The organism is Halobacteriovorax sp. JY17 (assembly GCF_002753895.1).
Lineage (GTDB): Bacteria > Bdellovibrionota > Bacteriovoracia > Bacteriovoracales > Bacteriovoracaceae > Halobacteriovorax.
The window spans coordinates 1232315-1250082 of sequence record NZ_NJER01000001.1; the positions used below are offsets into that span (position 1 = coordinate 1232315).

The window sequence follows — 17768 nt, forward strand, 5'->3', positions numbered from 1 at the left end:
TCCTAAATTAGATGTCTAATAACATTCTAGAAGGGTCTTCAATAAGTTCCTTCACTGTTTTTAAGAAAGTTACTGACTCTTTACCGTCTACAACTCTATGGTCATAAGAAAGTGCTAAATACATCACAGGGTGAATTACTACTTGCCCGTTTACAGCAACAGGTCTTTCAACAATATTGTGCATTCCAAGAATCGCTGATTGTGGAATATTAATAATTGGCGTTGAAAGCATTGAACCAAATACTCCACCATTTGTGATTGTAAATGTTCCACCTTGCATTTCATCTATACCAAGCTTTCCATCTCTTCCCTTTAAAGCAAGACGACGAATTTCTTTTTCAATTTGAGCAAGACTCATGCTCTCTGCATTTCTAACAACTGGAACAACAAGACCTTTTGGAGTTGAAACGGCAATACCTACATCAGCGTAGTCGTGGTAAACAAGATTCTCACCATCAATTTGAGCGTTGACTCCAGGAACTTCTTTAAGTGCCATTGTACAGGCCTTCGTAAAAAATGACATGAAACCTAATCCAATATCATGCTTGTCTTTAAAAGCATCTTTGTACTTTGATCTAAGGGCCATTACATTAAACATATCAACTTCATTAAAAGTTGTAAGCATCGCTGTTTCATTCTTAGCTTCAGTTAGTCTCTTAGCAATAGTCTTTCTAAGACGAGTCATCTTCTCAACTCTCTTCTCACGACTTACTCCGCCAGAGAGAACCACTTGTTCAGGAGCACTTGCAGCAGGAGCGCTTGCTTTAGCCTGAGAAGCACTTGCACCCATGGCATCTGCTTTAGTAATTCTTCCATCTTTTCCACTTCCAGAAACAGAATTAGCAGCAACGCCTTTTTCATCTAATATTTTCTTAGCGGCTGGAGAAGGATAATTCTTATCTCCACCACTTGTCGCCGGAGCACTTACCTCAGCAGCAACCTTCTCCTCGTCGGGCTTCGCTTCCGCTTTAGGAGCGCCACCAGCAGGAGCACTTGCACTTGTATCAAGTGTAGCAATCACAGCACCAATCTCAAGCTCTGCACCTTCTTCAGCTGAGTCGGCGATAGTTAAAATCCCGCTAGACTCTGCAGGAAGTTCTACAGTTGCTTTGTCCGACTCGATTTCACAGAGGATCTCTCCCTCTTCAACGTAGTCTCCACTCTCTTTTACCCAAGCTGCTAATGTAACTTCAGTAATCGACTCTCCAATACTTGGAATTTTAATTTCAATGCTCATAATTCAACCTTTTATTTGGCAAATGCCTTATCTAAAATTTCTTGTTGTTCTTGATTATGTACCGCTGCATATCCTGTTGCAGGAGATGCTGCCGACTTTCTAGAAATACATGTGATGTCGCTAAAGAGATCTCTCCATCTTAGAAGGAAAGTCCACGCTCCCATATTCATTGGCTCTTCTTGAACCCACACTTGTTTAGCTCCCTTATACTTCGCGAGAACTTTAGAAAGTTGCTTATCAGGGAGTGGATAGAGTTGTTCTACTCTAACAATGGCCACATCCTTTCTCTTATCATCTTGTTGCTTATTTAATAGATCATAGTAAACTTTCCCAGAACATAAGAGAACTTTCTTTACGTCTTTCGCTTTTACATATGAATCATCAATAATTTCCTGAAGTCCACCTTTAGAGAAGTCTTCAACTGTTGAAACACATTGTGGGTGTCTAAGAAGTGACTTTGGAGTAAATACAATAAGTGGTTTTCTAAATTCCCACTTAAGCTGTCTTCTTAAGGCATGGAACATATTTGCAGGAGTTGTGAAGTTACAAACGACCATATTATTTTCTGCACACATTTGAAGGTATCTCTCTGGTCTACATGAAGAGTGCTCTGGACCAGAACCTTCATAGCCGTGAGGAAGAAGAAGAACAATATTACTCATTCTCTGCCACTTACTCTCGCCTGCTGAAATAAATTGATCCATCACAATTTGAGCGCCATTTGAGAAATCTCCAAATTGAGCTTCCCAAATATTTAGCGCCCTAGGTGTTGCCTGAGAATAACCATACTCATAGGCCAGAACTGCGTACTCAGAGAGAAGTGAATTATAAATATGAATCTTCCCCTGCCCTTCTTCTATATCAGCAAGTCCACAATGGGCCTTATTTGTTTTCACATCAAAAACTTTTGCATGTCTATGTGAGAAAGTTCCTCTGATAACATCTTGACCAGTGAATCTAATATTTGCATCTTCAGAAAGAAGAGTCCCATAAGCTAGGAGCTCGGCCAGTGCCCAATCAATCTTATTCTCTGCAAACATAATTCTTCTACTATCAAGAATTTTCTGCGCTTTCTTTAAAGTTTGAAAACCATCTGGTGTTGAGGCCACGGCCTTTAAAACCTTCTCTAATCTCTGAACAGGAACTTTAGTCTCCGGAGACTTGTCAAAGTCCTCAGTCTTGGCCCAACGAAGGTTCTTCCATTCTTTATGAGGTCCACTTGATTTCTTTGGAAGTGTATTTTGCTTAACATTATTAAGTCTATCTGCAAGAGTCGACTTAAACTTGTCCTGCATTTCTTTTGCAAGTTCTTTATTTAGAGAACCAGTTTCGATTAGTCTTTCTAAGTATAACTCACGCGGGTTCTTAACTTTAGAAATAAGTCCGTAGAGATGTGGCTGAGTATACTTAGGCTCATCCCCTTCATTGTGTCCATGCTTTCTATAACAAACCATATCGATGAAGATATCTTTATTAAACTTCTGTCTAAACTCAACAGCGAGTTCGCAGGCATAGACAACGTGCTCTGGATAATCTCCGTTAACATGAATAATTGGAATATCTAAAGTTTTAGCAACAGAAGTTGAGTAGTGCGATGAACGAGCATCTGTAAAATCAGTAGTAAAACCAATTTGATTATTAATAACAAAGTGAATTGTTCCACCAGATCTGTAACCTGGAAGCTCCGACATCTGAAGGGCCTCGTAGACAATTCCCTGTCCTGCTACGGCGGCATCACCGTGAATAACAACAGGAATAATTTTTGACTCGTCTTGATAAGCAATATCAATTTGAGCTCTACAATATCCATTAACAACAGGAGAAACTGTTTCTAAATGTGATGGATTTGGAAGAATTTTAAGTGTGACATCTTTTCCATTTTGAGCTTCTTTAACAGAAGTAAATCCCATGTGGTACTTAACATCTCCACTTCCGATCCCCTCTTGCTGCTCTAGAGAACTTCCTTCAAATTCAGAAAAAATATACTCGTAAGTTTTTCCAATAATATTTGCGAGAACATTTAATCTTCCTCTATGGGCCATTCCAAAAACAACTTCATTAGCACCAAGGTCACTTGCTCTATTAATAATTGCATCAAGCCCAGGAATTGTAGATTCTCCACCTTCCAGAGAAAATCTCTTTTGCCCGGTATACTTAGTTTGAAGAAAGTTTTCAAAGACATTAGCTTCATTTAGCTTCTGTAAGATTCTCTTCTTCTTTTCGATTTCATAATTCACTTCAAGTGAACCTACTTCGAATTTATTTCGAACCCATCTTCTCACTTCGGTGTCATTACTGTGCATATATTCAATGCCCATTTTTCCACAGTAGAGTTTTTCCATTTTATTGATGATATCTTTTAACTTACAAGGACCAAGCCCTACAAAGTCGCCACAGATAAATACTGTTTCTAGATCACCTGCATTTAGGTCATATTCAGATAAGCCAATCTGAGCATTACGATCTCTTCTCTTACGAATTGGATTCGTATCAGAAAGTAAGTGCCCTCTAGTTCTATAGGACTGAATTAATCTAAAGACATTAAACTCCTTTCTAAGTCTCGCCTCATCAAAGTCTCCGCCTCCGCCAGCGTTAGAGCCTGCCGCGAATTCGAAACCTTCAAAGAACTTCTTCCAAGAAATATCGACAGAATTACTGTCGAGCTTATAGTCGTCATAAAGTGAATCAATAAAAGAAATGTCTGAACTAGACAAGTGAGAGAAGTCAATTGGGTTTTTCATAATTAAAATCCGTTTTTTACCCGAGAATTTATATCGTATTTGATAATGTTAATATATTACTATGTTAGCAATTCGTGAAGAAACTTTTAAGCAAGGGCAATAACTGCGCCCCCTTATTTTCTTCAATATTTTCTATTGCACCAATGTTAGAGTAACACTTGAGTCTTTCACTTCAAGCTTTAAGCAATCGTCCTTCTGTTCAGGAGCCTTATCGCACTCCTCTTTCTTTTCACAGAACATACAATCCTCGCCCATTACATTACCAAGACCTCCACAAGATCCTTTGAGTTTTCTATTGCTAAAGATTACTCCTACGGCCATTCCTGCGATTGCTGCTAACATAACGACTAATGATACTAAAAACATCTTCATGGTTATTACCTACTTAAATAGTTTATTAAACTCAGTTGTCCCTTTTGCGACAAAGTTCTTCTGAGAATCCAGTTTATATACAAAGTATGCGGCTATTTTCAATTCTTCTGCAAGTTTAATACCTTTTTCAAAGCCTAGAGACATAAGAGCTGTAGCCCACGCATCAGCATCCATACAAGACTCCTTTGTTGCAACACTCACACTTGCAAGAGTATGTGCAACAGGTCTCCCCGTTTTAAAGTTTATAGTATGAGAATAATTCTTGTGTTCTTCCGTAAAGAAATTTCTATAATTTCCACTTGTCGCAAGAGACTGTGAACCAAGGTCTAAGACTTTCTGATAAGAGCTCCCAGGACTTTCTGTATTTGGAGACTCAATGGCTATTCGCCAAGGCTTTCCAAATTTTGATCCCTTAGTTTTCACCTCACCACCAATTTCGACCATAAAGTTATGACTTCCTAGGGAGTCGAGTAAATTTGCAACAACATCAACCCCATAGCCCTTCGCCAATGAGGAGAGATCTACATAGACCTTAGGGTGATTCTTCTTCCACTGATTTTCTTCTAAATTTAGAGAAATTTTTTCAAGGCCAACACCTTCCATAGCAGAGGTGATAGCCTCATCGCTTGGAACAACCCTCTTCCCACTTGGACCAAATCCCCAAAGATTAACGAGCGGACCAATGGTTGGATCATACGAGCCACCTGTTAACCTTCCTATCTCTAAGGCCCTATTCGTAACCTTTAAAATTTCAGAAGAAGCACTCCTCCACTCCAATTCCTTACTTAAATTAAACTCAGAAATCTCCGAAGTTTTCATATAAGTCGACATACTCTGATTGACCTTTATTAAAAGCATATCAATCTGAGTTTTAACCTCATCTTTGGAAAGTTTGATCCCGTCACTCGTGTACTTAATATGATAAGTCGTTCCCATGGTCTGCCCTTGTATTTTCAAAAACTTAGAGCTTTTTGAACAAGAGGAAACACCGAGAAGGAAAATGAATAAAATCAATAATCTATACATAATTGCTTATTATCAGATTTATGACTCTTTAGCTATGAATTTGCTTAGATTTTAAGAGAATTCTTACTTGGACATTCTAAGAATGATGCGACTTCCTTTACCAAGACTCTCGATCTCAAGAGAGCCATTCATAATTTGAAGATAGGATTTAGCAAGAACCAATCCCATTCCTGAACCAATATCTCCATCAGTTGATGGTGTTGGCCTAGACTTAAAGTTACTTTTTAAGTTATCAAGAACTTCTTCTGGAAATCCACCCGCCTTGTCTTCAATAACCACTTCAATTCTCTTATTTACTTCACGCCCATAAAGCTTGATCGTTGCCTTCTCTGCTGAGTAACGAATTGAGTTTGAGATTAGAGAACCAATGACTGTATTTAAAAACGTACTTCTAAAGGCGATGAATTCAAAATTAAGTCCCTCACTTTCGAAGTTGAGTCCTTTTTCTAAGAGCTGAGTACCATATTGAAAGGATATAAAATCCACAACGTTTTCAATAGATAACGTTTGAAGATCTTCCTTCTCTTTATACTTTGAAAAGAACTTCTTAGTACTATCAATAATTTTATAAATATGATCAATAGAAGTTTCAATATTCCTGAGACTCTTATTTAGATCTTTTTCTTTATTTGAAAGAGATTTTTGAGTTTCAAAGTAAATAACGGTTAAAGGATTAGAAAGGTCATGAATAACTGACGAGATTAAGTCATGGTTTGAATCCATCATCTTCTTTAATAAATCAACTTCTGCTACAGAACCTCGCAGGTCGCATCCAAATTCACGAAAGTATAATCTTGAAAAGATTGAACCAATTGCATTTAGAGCCGAGAATAATTCACTCTTCTCCGAAAGAATTTCTTCATCGTGAGCAAAGTAGAGAATTCCTGCAATACTATTACAGTCATAGTAAATAGGAATTCTTGAAAGAACTTTAATTCCAAACTTAGTTATAACTTCCTGATTATCTAAATTACTTGGGTCTATTAGAAAGTTCTCAGGTGTCCAAATGGTATTCTTTAACTTTCTTCTAACTGTATCACAAAGAAAGAATTGAACTTCTTCTACTTCTCTCCCCGCAGAGAACACATACTTTGATTTAATTTTTGCTGGAAGAACTTCTGGAACCTCGACAAATGACACTCCCTTAAATGGAAGAGATGCCGAAATTTTCTTTAGAAAATCATAGCAATTAATTCCTTGGTCTAGTTCAGAGAAAATAGTTTCAAGTGAAATACTTTTATTCATTTATTTAGTTTAGTTTCAGAATACATTTTTTAAAAGGGGTTTTCATTTCCTAAGTTTTTTAAAAGCTGATTGTTTTACTACACCTAATACTGAATACTGCGAGCAATATCTTTTAATGGCATATAGTTAATCCCCTTTACGAGGGCACTTCTCTCTGCTTCATGCAAATTCTGCAGGAAGTCTTTATTCATTCTTATAAGCTTCTCTTCTTTAAAGTTATAATTCGTATTATAAAGGCACGTTACATTCGTAGGCTTAAAGAAAAGAAGTTGAGACATACGGTACTTTGTTTGATCAACTGCTGAAACTAATTTCTTTCTACTAAAGTAACTCATTCCTTTTGTAGGAGCAGTGTGACGAATACGAAGAGGTACTTTTTGAATATTCATTGCACCATAATTATAATGATCCAGAGAGTGAGCAATAGTTACGTCCCAAATAAAGTAGGAAACAGTATCAACGAGATTTCCTTCTTCAAAAATCTCTTTACCATCAGGAAAGTTAGGAACTAAGGGAGAAATATAATTTGCCCAATTTTCGATGGCCCTATCTCCACACTTCACATCAGCAAGTACTTCGCTAACGAAATCATGAATTGTATCATAGTAGAGATTTAAGAAATCACCATACTCTGAATAAATCTTTCTTGGACGTCTGTAAAATTGATATCCAGTATAAGATTTATTTCCAATCATCCCTTTGTATCCACAAACAAGTAACTCTCTCAATCCATCATATGGTCCAGGATAGGGAGCGTAAGGCATCCACCACTTTGATTGAAGAAGTGAGGTCTTATACGTCAACACTGCATTCTCTAATTGAAGAGTGAAACGTAAGTGGGGGTAGAGTAATTTAAAGAGAATATGCTCTTTTGGTAAAGCCGTTTTAGTAATGGCGTTTATAGAGTCTAGAGGAAAATGTAAACTTGGATGCTCTACTAATGTGGCACACAGAGCTGCCCCCTGGAGAACAAAGTATTTTGCGAGCTCCCACCCCTCTCCATCTTTAGGAGTAAAAATTTCTTTAGAGTCATCAATGTAAATACATTTTACAACATACTTACCATCTCGTAATTCGAGTAAGGTTTTAGAAGGTGAAACAAATATACCTTCAAATGTATCGACCACCTCAACAGGAGATAGGTCAGTAATTAAGTAAGTTTCATCTTCGTTTATATAGTCTTTAAAATGATTTAAATCACTTTTATCAAGTTGATGAGATAAGAACTTACTCATCATTGACTTAGTTAAGTAAGAATTAAATTCCTTATCGCTAACACTCACTAGCCCTCTATTAAAAAGATAATATATGTAGATGAAAGGTGTTAAGAGTAGAGTTACAACATAGCGTAGACCAACAAATATCCACCAGTCTAAAATTTCTCTAAGTGGTATTTTTAAAACAGCAGGAGACTCCCCAAAAGGATGATCAGGAGAAGGTTGAGGCCAAGGCCCCTTTCTTCCATACAAGAAGTCTTTAGGTCTGTAAGAGAGAATTTCCTTCTCTCTGTGATTTAGACAAGTCGTTGTACCTTTCCAAAAAGAAGAGTAATTTGTTTTTCTCACTATAGACCTACTTCATCTTGATTGCAGTTCCGTAAGCAATAATTTCGACACTTCCGACATGATTCTTTGCAATATCTTTTGATATAGATGATGTCTCTATCTTAACATTTGTTATCATTGAGAAGTCTGGAACTTCTTCTTTCATTCTAAGTACGGCTTCTCTTCTTGCTCTCTCTAGAAGAGACTCTACACTTCTTAACTTTCCACCAAAGAGTGACTTTATCCCCGTGATCATCAATTTAAAGTAATCAATTGAAACCACTGTTGAGCCGATGACCAATCTCTGTTCTAAGACTGATTCGTTTAAAATAACTACTTTCTTACAATTATCGAGTTTAAGAGATCTCGTGGCGCGTTCCCTCTCTCTTAGAGATTTATAATGTCTGCGTTCATTGAATCCTCCGACAAAGAGTCCTAGAAAGAGAAATACTCCAACAGCAATTAGAGAACCCATTACTCTACTCTTACCGCTGTTCCATAGCAGTATAGCTCCGCTGCTCCTTGGGCGACTGATGATGTCGAAAAGCGAATATTTACAATAGCATTGGCTCCTGCATTCTTCGCGCTCATGATCATTCTATCCATTGCTTCTTTTCTAGACTCGTTTAAGAGCTCGCTATACCCTTTGAGTTCTCCGCCAACAATATTCTTAAGTCCAGCCATGATGTCACGACCTAGGTGCTTCGCTCTAACTGTTGAACCTGAGACAAGTCCACAATATTCTGCGATATTTTTTCCGGGAATAGTTTCGATATTTGATAAAATCATTTCATCTCCTAATATAAGTCTATTAGAAAATGGTAAAGGAATTATCTTGAGTTAACTAGATAGAAAAAATGGCCAAGGAATCTTGGCCGGATATTTCTTAAAGGTCACAATCGAGAGCGGTAATAGTCTTTTCAAAAGGAAGATTACTTCCAAAGAGTGATTTCTTCTTAGAAACCATTGTAAAGTTCGCCATATCAATATCATTAAAGAGTCCGCATGTATCGTCAGAATCAAGAGAAACTCCTCTAAACGCAAGGCCTACTAATTCTCTATCATTAGAGATTAGTTCTTTCTTTTTATTTTCAACTGAGCAAAGAGAGATAGTTACGTTAAACCCAACAATATTTCTTCCATTGTAAACTTCTTCGATCATTACTAAATCATTTTGAAAAGATTTTCCAATATAAGGCTTCTCTTCTCGAGTTGACGGAAGTCTTCCCTCTTTAGGAAGATTCATTCCAAAAATAAATTGAGCGTCCTCTACTTCTGAATACATTGGATCATTTTGTACGAAGAATCTCTGATCTTTCTTAAGTCGTCCCTTAGATTTAGTATTTGAAGCGAAATCATTCTCACCACATTTATTCTTCTCTTTTAAAGAAGAGAGAATCTGTTCGTTCTTACTCAAAGACGGCAGTGACTTATTAAGCTTCTTTATATTTTCTTCAATTTCTTCAGAATTAGATGAATGACTAACTTCACAGTTAATACAATCTTCCGAAGCAAGTGATCTAGAGTTTGAACCAAAGAGACTTGGCCCTATTGAAATCGCTGATAAAAGCATTAAAGCTACAAATTGTAGGTTTCTCATATATCCCCCTCAGAATAATTTTATATACTCTTATAAAGCAAGATATATGCCGAAAAAAACAACATATTTTCAAGCGCTTAGATGTAATCTAAATGAATAAAACTTAGACACTGTCTTATAGGCAGACAAAAGGTACCACGTACCTAATGTTATGAGTTGTGCGTTATCTCTTCTTCTTAGACTTTGATTTGGGCCTAGCTTTTTTCTTTTTAGAGTGAGGGTCTTTAGTGTTTAATTCTGTAAAGTAAGGGTGATCTGTGACGACAGGAATTTTCTCGTTAATCTTAGACTCTATACTTTCCAGAAGTTTCCACTCAGAAGATACACAGAATGTTATTGCAACGCCTACACCTCCTGCCCGACCAGTTCGACCAATACGGTGAACATAATTACTAATCTCCTCCGGAAGAGAGTAATTAATAACGTGAGTGATGTCTAAAATATCAATTCCTCTTGCAGCAACATCAGTTGCAACAAGAAGTCGAATTTCCCCCATTCGAAAAGACTCTAGAGCTATTTCTCTTTGAGCTTGAGACTTATTACTATGGAAGGAACTACAAGAAATTCCATTCTCCAAAAGTTCTTCGACTAAGATATCTGCTCCAATTTTTGTTTTACTAAAGAGCAGAACTTTGGAAAGTTCCTCGTTCTCTAAAAGATGTAGGAGTAGATTAAGTTTATTCTTCTTATGAAGAGGATAAAGCCTTTGTTCAATTTTCTCTACTACAGTAGATTCAATATCAACTTTAACTTTTACTGGATCGACTAAAATCTCTTTTGAAAGTCGTTCAATCGACTTGGGCATTGTTGCAGAAAATAGGGCCACTTGTTTTCTAGCAGGAAGGTAAGAAATAATGGCCTTAACATCATGAAGAAAGCCCATATCTAACATCATATCTGCTTCATCAAGAATAAATGTTTCGACTTCATCAAGAGAGAGACGATTAGATTCTATGAGATCAATTAGTCGTCCAGGTGTTGCCACTAAAATATCAACGCCATCTTTTAAACTTTCAACTTGGTTCGCTCTTCTCGCTCCACCAAATACAACCAGAGAAGACACTCCATCAATATCTCCAAAGTCTTGTACAAACTTCTCAATCTGAGAGGCAAGCTCTCTTGTGGGAGTTAAGACTAGAGCGCGAATATGAAAAGGAGAAACTTCTCGGGGTTCACTTACAATCTTATTTAAAATAGGTAAGCAAAAAGCAGCCGTTTTACCAGATCCTGTCTTAGCGATTCCAAGAAGATCATTCCCTGTTAAAAGATACGGAATTGCTTTCAATTGAATAGGACTAGGTTTTACAAAACCAAACTCATTCAGAGTTTCTTTAATCGAAGGAAGAAGGTTTAATGAATTAAAAGTATTTGTATCTTTCATAGTTCTATCAATCTCTAAAATAAAAAAGGCCCACGAAGTAGGCCTTTAGTATCAAACTTTTTTAACAATTTTAATCATCCACCAAAGTCATCAAGCATGATATCGTCTCTCTCAACACCTAGGTCAACGAGCATATCAATCACACATTGGTTCATTATTGGAGGCCCACATAGGTAGTACTCGCAATCCTCTGGGGCAGGGTGATCTTTAAGGTATTCATCATGTAAAACTTGGTGAATAAATCCTTTATAACCTTCCCAGTTATCTTCTGGTAGAGCATCAGAAAGCGCACAGTGCCACTTAAAGTTTTCATTCTCACCTTGAAGCATATCGAAATCTTCAACGTAGAACATTTCTCTCTTAGAACGAGCTCCGTACCAGAAAGTAATTTTTCGATCTGTTTTGATTCTCTTTAATTGATCAAATAAGTGAGATCTCATCGGCGCCATACCTGCACCACCACCAACGAATACCATTTCTTTCTTAGTGTCACGGGCAAAGAATTCACCAAATGGTCCAGAGATAGTAACTTTATCACCTGGCTTACAGTTAAAAATATAAGAAGACATCTTACCTGGAGGAGTTCCCTTAGGCGCTCTTGGAGGTGGAGAAGCAATACGCACGTTTAGCATAATCATCCCTTCTTCTTCAGGATAGTTTGCCATTGAGTACGCTCTAATAGTTTCTTCTGGTTCAGTCGAGATATTATCCCAAACTTTAAAAGTGTCCCAGTCACTTCTATACTCTTCTTCAATATCGAAGTCTTTATAATCAATTGTTAAACCTGGAGGTCTTTCAATTTGAATAAATCCACCTGCTTTAAATGGTACCGACTCTCCTTCAGGAAGATCAAGAATAAATTCCTTAATGAAAGTTGCAACGTTATGGTTAGATCTAACCGTACATTCCCACTTCTTAACACCAAAGACTTCGTCTTCAACTTCAATTTCCATATCTTCTTTTATAGAAACCTGACAAGCAAGACGACAACCATCTTTCGCTTCTCTCTTTGTGATATGTGATAATTCTGTTTCTAGAATTTCTCCACCACCAGAGTGAACGTGAACTTTACATTGTCCACAAGTACCACCACCACCACAGGCAGAAGATACAAATAATTTTTGATCAGCAAGCGCGTTTAGTAACTTTCCACCAGCTGGGATTTCAACAGTTTTTTCACCGTTAATGCTCAGTTTAATATTCCCAGAACTCACTAACTTTGACTTTGCAAAGAGAATGATGAGCACTAGGGCCAAAACAACGGCGGTAAACATTAAAACGCCAAGTATAATTTCATTCATAGTTATGACCTTTCTTTATAATACTTAAAGTTGAATACCTGAGAATGAGAGAAAACCTAAGGCCATAAGACCTACAGTAATAAAAGTAATCCCTAATCCTCTTAGTCCATGAGGTACGTCACTGTACTTCATTTTCTCTCTAATACCTGCAAGTGCTGCAATAGCAAGGGCCCAACCAATTCCTGACCCAATTCCATAAACAGTACTTTCCGCAAAGTTATAATCTCTTTCCACCATAAATAATGAACCACCTAAAATGGCACAATTCACTGTAATAAGCGGAAGAAAAATCCCTAAAGCTGTATAAAGCGCTGGAAAAAATTTATCGAGAATCATCTCTAGAATTTGAACCATCGCTGCAATCACACCGATATAAGAAATTAGACCTAAGAAAGATAGATCAAACCCTGTAATACCGGCCCACTTAAGAGCATTTTCTTTTAAAAGATAAGTATAAAGCAGGTTGTTTACAGGAATAGTAATTGTCTGAACTACCACTACTGCTACACCAAGACCAATTGCCGTTTTAACTTTCTTAGATACTGCTAAGAAAGTACACATTCCAAGAAAGAATGAAAGAGCAAGGTTTTCAACAAATACAGATTTTATAAATAAACTTAAATAATGTTCTAACATCTCTTACTCCTTCTCAACCTGATCAGTCTTCCAAGTTCTTAGGGCCCAGATAAATAATCCGATCAAAAAGAATGCACTTGGAGCAAGTAGCGCCATACCATTCGTTTGGTACCAACCACCCTGACTTGTCGTTTTCAGAATTTCAAAACCAAGAAGCTTTCCACTTCCAAGTAATTCTCTAAATACTGCAACAAAAATTAAAACAATACTGTAACCAAGACCGTTTCCAATTCCATCTACAAATGAAGTGATTGGACCGTTCTTCATGGCGAATGCTTCTGCACGCCCCATTACAATACAGTTTGTAATAATAAGACCAACGTAAACTGACATTGATTTTGCGACATCGTAAACGAATGCTTTTAAAAGCTGATCCGTTACAATTACGAGAGAAGCAATAACCGTCATCATCACAATAATACGAATACTTGAAGGAACGTGGTTTCTAATTATTGAAACAAAGAATCCTGAAAAAGCAGTAACGAGAGTAACTGCAATACACATTACAAGAGCTGTCTCTAACTTCGTTGTAACAGCAAGTGCAGAACAAATCCCAAGGATTTGAAGAGCAATTGGATTGTCATCAAAAAGTGGAGCAAATAGTGTTTTCTTGAGGCTCATTACTTGATCCCTCCATCTCTAAATTTAGCGAGGAATGGCCCGTAAGCATCATCTCCTAACCAATATTGAATTGTACCAGACACACCAACAGAAGTAAGGGTCGCTCCAGAGAGACCGTCAATTTCTGTCTCAGACTTAGCCGCACCTTTTACTACTTTTAGTACTGGTTGATAATCTTCGCCGAGGGCCTTCTTACCATTCCAAGTCGCTTGCCAACTTGGGTTATCAATCTCACCACCAAGACCTGGAGTCTCACCGTGAGCATAGAACCCTATTCCTTTTACAGTAACTGTATCCGGAGCAAGAGCTAGGAAGCCATACATTGTTGACCAAAGCCCTTTTCCATGAACAGGGAGAACGATCATTGTCACTTCACCAGCTTCCTTAATAAGGTAAGCTTTCGCTACTTTTGCTCTAAATCTAATTTTACCTGCATCAATAGCTGAATCAATTCTCTTATTTTCTTTAGCATCTTTAGCTGCTTTCTTTTGATCGTAGGCTTCAACATCACCTTCAACAACTTCACCAGTTGATAGATCAACTAAGAGAGATTGAACGTTTGCATAAGCGGCGTTAATTTCTTCTTTTGTTGCATTCTTATCCACTAGGCCAGAAGCAATCAGAAGATTCTTCTTAACATCTAATTTCTTATTTGCTTCTTGAGCAGGCTTCAAAGCTACTGCGGCACCAGATACTAGAACTGAGCACACAATACAAAGAAGAAATGCAACAAGTAGTGTTTTTCCTGTTTCGCTTTTCATCACTCCTCCTTAAGCCTTAATTCGCGCTTGTCTCTTCTTGATATGACCATTGACGACAAACCAGTCAATCAACGGAGCAAAGCAATTTGAGAAAAGAATTGCGAGCATTACACCTTCTGGGAATGCAGGGTTAACAACACGAACTAGAATAACCATTAGTCCGATCAATCCTCCGTAGAAGAATTGACCTTTAAAAGTCATTGAAGCCGACACTGGATCAGTGGCCATAAATACTAGACCAAAAGCAAATCCACCGATAACAAGGTGCCAATGCGGAGCAAGTCCAAACATTGGATTAGTATCAGAACCAATTTGATTGAAAATAAATGCGAAGAACATTGCTGAAACAAGCATAGAGAGCATAATTCTCCATGAACCAATTCCAGTAGTAATTAGGATTACACCACCAATCAAACAAGCAAGAGTTGAAGTCTCACCCATTGAACCTGGCATAAATCCCAAGAAAGCATCCATCCAACTAACAGAGATAGCAGACATTCCACCAATAGCAGCTTGACCAAGAGCAGTTGCTCCAGTGAAACCGTCTACAGCTGTCCAAACAGCGTCACCTGAAATTTCTCCAGGGTAAGCAAAGAAGAGGAATGCTCTAGCTGTAAGAGCTGGGTTTAAGAAATTCTTCCCTGTTCCACCAAATACTTCTTTACCAAAAACAACACCAAACGAAATACCAACAGCAACTTGCCATAGAGGGATCGTAGGAGGAAGAATACAAGGAAAGAGAAGTCCTGTTACTAGGAAACCTTCATTAATCTCATGCTTTCTTACTGTTGCAAATATCACTTCCCAAAATCCACCGACAATATTTGTCACTAGAAATACAGGAGCAAAAAATAATAATCCATAAACAAAGTTGGAGACACAATTTGTTGGGTCAAACCCAAGCCCAAGAGCAGCCATGATGGCCCCTCTCCATGAATCAACAACAGAGATACCTTGAGCTGCTAAAACTGTGTTCGCTTGAAGACCTGTATTATAACAAGCAAAAAGTAAACAAGCTGTTAGTGCCATTGCCACAGTTGTCATCGTTCTTTTGAGATCAATCCCATCACGAACGTGTACTGATCCTCTACTCACTTCACCAGGTGTGTAGATAAAAGTGTCTATCATTTCATACATTGGATAGAACTTTTCTAACTTTCCACCTTTAACAAAGTGATGATGTTGAGAATCTAGAAAACCTCTTAAAGCTTTCATCTAACCTTCCTTCTCAATAGTTGTTAAATTTTTTCTAAGTACTGGACCGAAATCTTTTTTACCAATGCTGGCAAAAGTACAAAGCGCCAAATCTTCCTCATCAAGCTCTAAACAACCAAGTTGTTGAGCTCGCTCAGTATCATTAGTAAGAAGAGCTCTTAATAATTGAGTTGGAAGAATATCTAAAGGTATTACCTTCTCGTACATTCCAACTGGAACCATCGCTCTTAATGAACCATGAGTCGTTGTTGTCATGCTAAATTTCTTAGAAGGTGTGAAGAACTTAGATAAAAAAGTTCTTTTGATAGAAAACTTATCAAAACCAGGTGACTGCCAACCAAGAAATTCTCTCTCGCGCCCTTCGGCTAAAATCGAAATTTGATTGTGGTAACGTCCAAGGTAGAGAAATGAATCTTCTGCTTTTCTACCATTTAATACTGAACCAGAAATAATTCTAAGCTCACCATCAAGTGTTTCATTAGCTACGATATCTAAAATATTTGCACCTAACTGAGTAGTTAAAAGCCTTGGGTTCTTAGCTTTTGGTCCTGCAACAGCAATTACTCTTTCAGTCCAAAGTTTACCAGTTGTAAAGAGTTTACCGATAGCGATAACGTCTTGGTAACCAGCGTGCCATACGAATTTACTTTCATGAACAGGATCTAGGTGATGAATATGTGTTCCAACTAATCCAGCAGGATGTGGTCCAGCAAACTCATGCGTAGAAGCGCAACTCGGAGCCTGAATTTTTGATCCAGATGCCTTAGCGACAAAAGTCTTTCCATCAGTAAGTTTAGAAAGTGCTTCAACACCGGCCTTAAAATCTTCTTCGTACTGACCAATCACTTGTTCAGGGTTTGGAGATAGTGGATTAGTGTCCATCGCATTAATGAATATAGAGTGTGGCTTATCTTCAAGCATTGCTACTTTTGAAAATGGTCTCATTCTTAGAGACGTCCACAGACCAGACTCAAGAAGCAACTTCTTAACTTCATCAAAAGAAAGGTCAGAGACACTCTTTTGTTTGTAAGATTCAAATTGAACTTGTTCAATTCCTGTTACTTCGATAACGATAGTTTGAAATGCACGTTTTGCACCTCTGTTGATCTCTACTACTTTTCCGTTTGCCGGAGAAGTAAATGCTAATCCTTCATTCTTCTTACACTCAAAAAGAACTTGACCAGCTTTAACAGTGTCGCCAATTTGAACTTTCATTGACGGCTTCATCCCAACGTAGTCGGGACCTGTTAAGGCCACTCTTTTAACTTGCGGACCAGCTTCGATTGTTTGTTTAGGGACTCCCGTTAAAGGAACGTCTAAACCCTTCTTAATACGAATCATGGTAGTAATAACCCCGTTAAAACGTTAATATGTTTAGCTTTATAACTATATAAAAAAAATAGACTTTGATTTTTTATACTCCTACCAATTCGATATGTAACTAGTTCATAATAAAGAAATCAAAAAAATAATTTTCTTAATATTATTTTAAATAAAATAAATTTTCCTACTTAAATAAAAAAGGTGCCGTAGCACCCTTATCCATCTTTGAATATACGAAGAAGTTATGCTGCTAATAGACAGCACTTCTTGTACTTCTTCCCACTACCACAAGGGCAAGGGTCATTTCTTCCAACTTTTGGCCCAGCGCGCCTAACCGCGTCTCTAAGAACATCACCTTCAACAAAGAACCATGCGTCATCTTCAAAAGTAAAAGTCGCTCTCTCGTGGTGCACAACTTCCTTATCCCCCACTACATAAGTGGCCTTGAACTCAACCATTCCGTCGTTATCTCCGGCCTGACCTTTTTGTGTTTCGATAATATCTAACTTCTTCCAATCACTTTCTTTTGACCAGATATCAATTTCTTCTTTATTCAATTCTCCGCGGCTCGCTTTATCTTGAGTGGCTATTATATAGTCCACTTCATGCTTAGCGAATGCTGAGTAACGAGAGCGCATTAATTGCTCTGCTGATTCTGCTTTCTTCGAACCACTATGTAATGGCCCACAACATTTTTCATATTCTACTTCGTGACCGCAAGGACAGCTCATGTTTTCTCCTGATTTTTTGATTACTATACTACTC

Annotated in this window: 17 protein-coding genes; all 17 read right to left on the bottom strand. The window is 37.7% G+C overall.

Going from position 1 to position 17768, the window contains the following annotated elements; all coding sequences use genetic code 11:
- Window positions 1–7 precede the first annotated feature (7 nt).
- The 17 genes from odhB to CES88_RS05600 all read right to left on the bottom strand — a co-directional run bounded on the left by odhB (window position 8) and on the right by CES88_RS05600 (window position 17734).
- Window positions 8–1237, bottom strand: a complete 1230-nt coding sequence (gene odhB, locus CES88_RS05520) for a 2-oxoglutarate dehydrogenase complex dihydrolipoyllysine-residue succinyltransferase (RefSeq protein ID WP_290732126.1) — start codon at window positions 1235–1237, stop codon at window positions 8–10.
- Window positions 1238–1248: 11 nt separating this feature from the next.
- The gene (locus CES88_RS05525; RefSeq protein WP_290732129.1) at window positions 1249–3978 is read right to left on the bottom strand and encodes a 2-oxoglutarate dehydrogenase E1 component; all 2730 of its coding nucleotides are present in this window, start codon (window positions 3976–3978) and stop codon (window positions 1249–1251) included.
- Between the two features lie 132 nt (window positions 3979–4110).
- Complete coding sequence (gene nqrM, locus CES88_RS05530; RefSeq protein ID WP_290732132.1) at window positions 4111–4350, bottom strand: (Na+)-NQR maturation NqrM; 240 nt, start codon at window positions 4348–4350, stop codon at window positions 4111–4113.
- 9 nt (window positions 4351–4359) lie between these two features.
- Window positions 4360–5376 carry an FAD:protein FMN transferase gene (locus tag CES88_RS05535; protein WP_290732135.1) on the bottom strand — a complete coding sequence of 339 codons (1017 nt, stop codon included), beginning with the start codon at window positions 5374–5376 and terminating at the stop codon, window positions 4360–4362.
- A gap of 63 nt (window positions 5377–5439) precedes the next feature.
- Window positions 5440–6621: a HAMP domain-containing sensor histidine kinase gene (locus CES88_RS05540; protein ID WP_290732138.1), complete on the bottom strand. Its 1182-nt coding sequence runs from the start codon at window positions 6619–6621 to the stop codon at window positions 5440–5442.
- Between the two features lie 83 nt (window positions 6622–6704).
- Complete coding sequence (locus tag CES88_RS05545) at window positions 6705–8186, bottom strand: hypothetical protein (protein ID WP_290732141.1); 1482 nt, start codon at window positions 8184–8186, stop codon at window positions 6705–6707.
- 7 nt (window positions 8187–8193) lie between these two features.
- A complete protein-coding gene (locus tag CES88_RS05550) occupies window positions 8194–8640 on the bottom strand; it encodes a heavy metal-binding domain-containing protein (RefSeq protein ID WP_290732144.1) in 447 nt (148 codons plus the stop codon).
- Window positions 8640–8954, bottom strand: a complete 315-nt coding sequence (locus CES88_RS05555) for a YbjQ family protein (RefSeq protein ID WP_290732147.1) — start codon at window positions 8952–8954, stop codon at window positions 8640–8642. The genes CES88_RS05550 and CES88_RS05555 overlap by 1 nt, the downstream gene beginning before the upstream one ends.
- A gap of 97 nt (window positions 8955–9051) precedes the next feature.
- Entirely contained in the window at window positions 9052–9765 is a 714-nt protein-coding gene (locus tag CES88_RS05560) for a hypothetical protein (RefSeq protein WP_290732150.1), read from the bottom strand.
- A 163-nt stretch (window positions 9766–9928) separates the two neighbouring features.
- Window positions 9929–11146 (bottom strand): DEAD/DEAH box helicase, encoded by a 1218-nt coding sequence (locus CES88_RS05565; RefSeq protein ID WP_290732153.1) that lies wholly within the window; start codon window positions 11144–11146, stop codon window positions 9929–9931.
- Between the two features lie 74 nt (window positions 11147–11220).
- On the bottom strand, window positions 11221–12447 hold the full coding sequence (gene nqrF, locus CES88_RS05570; RefSeq protein WP_290732156.1) for an NADH:ubiquinone reductase (Na(+)-transporting) subunit F: 1227 nt from the start codon (window positions 12445–12447) through the stop codon (window positions 11221–11223).
- Between the two features lie 24 nt (window positions 12448–12471).
- Window positions 12472–13083: an NADH:ubiquinone reductase (Na(+)-transporting) subunit E gene (nqrE, locus tag CES88_RS05575; RefSeq protein ID WP_290732159.1), complete on the bottom strand. Its 612-nt coding sequence runs from the start codon at window positions 13081–13083 to the stop codon at window positions 12472–12474.
- Window positions 13084–13086: 3 nt separating this feature from the next.
- A complete protein-coding gene (locus CES88_RS05580) occupies window positions 13087–13704 on the bottom strand; it encodes an NADH:ubiquinone reductase (Na(+)-transporting) subunit D (protein ID WP_290732161.1) in 618 nt (205 codons plus the stop codon).
- Window positions 13704–14465: a Na(+)-translocating NADH-quinone reductase subunit C gene (locus CES88_RS05585; RefSeq protein WP_290732164.1), complete on the bottom strand. Its 762-nt coding sequence runs from the start codon at window positions 14463–14465 to the stop codon at window positions 13704–13706. The genes CES88_RS05580 and CES88_RS05585 overlap by 1 nt, the downstream gene beginning before the upstream one ends.
- Before the next feature lie 9 nt (window positions 14466–14474).
- Window positions 14475–15680, bottom strand: a complete 1206-nt coding sequence (locus CES88_RS05590; protein WP_290732166.1) for an NADH:ubiquinone reductase (Na(+)-transporting) subunit B — start codon at window positions 15678–15680, stop codon at window positions 14475–14477.
- Window positions 15681–17021 carry a Na(+)-translocating NADH-quinone reductase subunit A gene (locus CES88_RS05595; RefSeq protein WP_290732168.1) on the bottom strand — a complete coding sequence of 447 codons (1341 nt, stop codon included), beginning with the start codon at window positions 17019–17021 and terminating at the stop codon, window positions 15681–15683. It abuts the gene before it with no gap.
- Window positions 17022–17245: 224 nt separating this feature from the next.
- Window positions 17246–17734 (bottom strand): YchJ family protein, encoded by a 489-nt coding sequence (locus CES88_RS05600; protein ID WP_290732171.1) that lies wholly within the window; start codon window positions 17732–17734, stop codon window positions 17246–17248.
- Between the last annotated feature and the right edge of the window lie 34 nt (window positions 17735–17768).

Coding starts and splice junctions, on each gene's coding strand:
- odhB (WP_290732126.1), bottom strand. CDS start 1,237: ATGAGCATTGAAATTAAAATTCCAAGTATTGGAGAGTCGATTACTGAA.
- CES88_RS05525 (WP_290732129.1), bottom strand. CDS start 3,978: ATGAAAAACCCAATTGACTTCTCTCACTTGTCTAGTTCAGACATTTCT.
- nqrM (WP_290732132.1), bottom strand. CDS start 4,350: ATGAAGATGTTTTTAGTATCATTAGTCGTTATGTTAGCAGCAATCGCA.
- CES88_RS05535 (WP_290732135.1), bottom strand. CDS start 5,376: ATGTATAGATTATTGATTTTATTCATTTTCCTTCTCGGTGTTTCCTCT.
- CES88_RS05540 (WP_290732138.1), bottom strand. CDS start 6,621: ATGAATAAAAGTATTTCACTTGAAACTATTTTCTCTGAACTAGACCAA.
- CES88_RS05550 (WP_290732144.1), bottom strand. CDS start 8,640: ATGGGTTCTCTAATTGCTGTTGGAGTATTTCTCTTTCTAGGACTCTTT.
- CES88_RS05555 (WP_290732147.1), bottom strand. CDS start 8,954: ATGATTTTATCAAATATCGAAACTATTCCCGGAAAAAATATCGCAGAA.
- CES88_RS05560 (WP_290732150.1), bottom strand. CDS start 9,765: ATGAGAAACCTACAATTTGTAGCTTTAATGCTTTTATCAGCGATTTCA.
- CES88_RS05565 (WP_290732153.1), bottom strand. CDS start 11,146: ATGAAAGATACAAATACTTTTAATTCATTAAACCTTCTTCCTTCGATT.
- nqrF (WP_290732156.1), bottom strand. CDS start 12,447: ATGAATGAAATTATACTTGGCGTTTTAATGTTTACCGCCGTTGTTTTG.
- nqrE (WP_290732159.1), bottom strand. CDS start 13,083: ATGTTAGAACATTATTTAAGTTTATTTATAAAATCTGTATTTGTTGAA.
- CES88_RS05580 (WP_290732161.1), bottom strand. CDS start 13,704: ATGAGCCTCAAGAAAACACTATTTGCTCCACTTTTTGATGACAATCCA.
- CES88_RS05585 (WP_290732164.1), bottom strand. CDS start 14,465: ATGAAAAGCGAAACAGGAAAAACACTACTTGTTGCATTTCTTCTTTGT.
- CES88_RS05590 (WP_290732166.1), bottom strand. CDS start 15,680: ATGAAAGCTTTAAGAGGTTTTCTAGATTCTCAACATCATCACTTTGTT.
- CES88_RS05595 (WP_290732168.1), bottom strand. CDS start 17,021: ATGATTCGTATTAAGAAGGGTTTAGACGTTCCTTTAACGGGAGTCCCT.
- CES88_RS05600 (WP_290732171.1), bottom strand. CDS start 17,734: ATGAGCTGTCCTTGCGGTCACGAAGTAGAATATGAAAAATGTTGTGGG.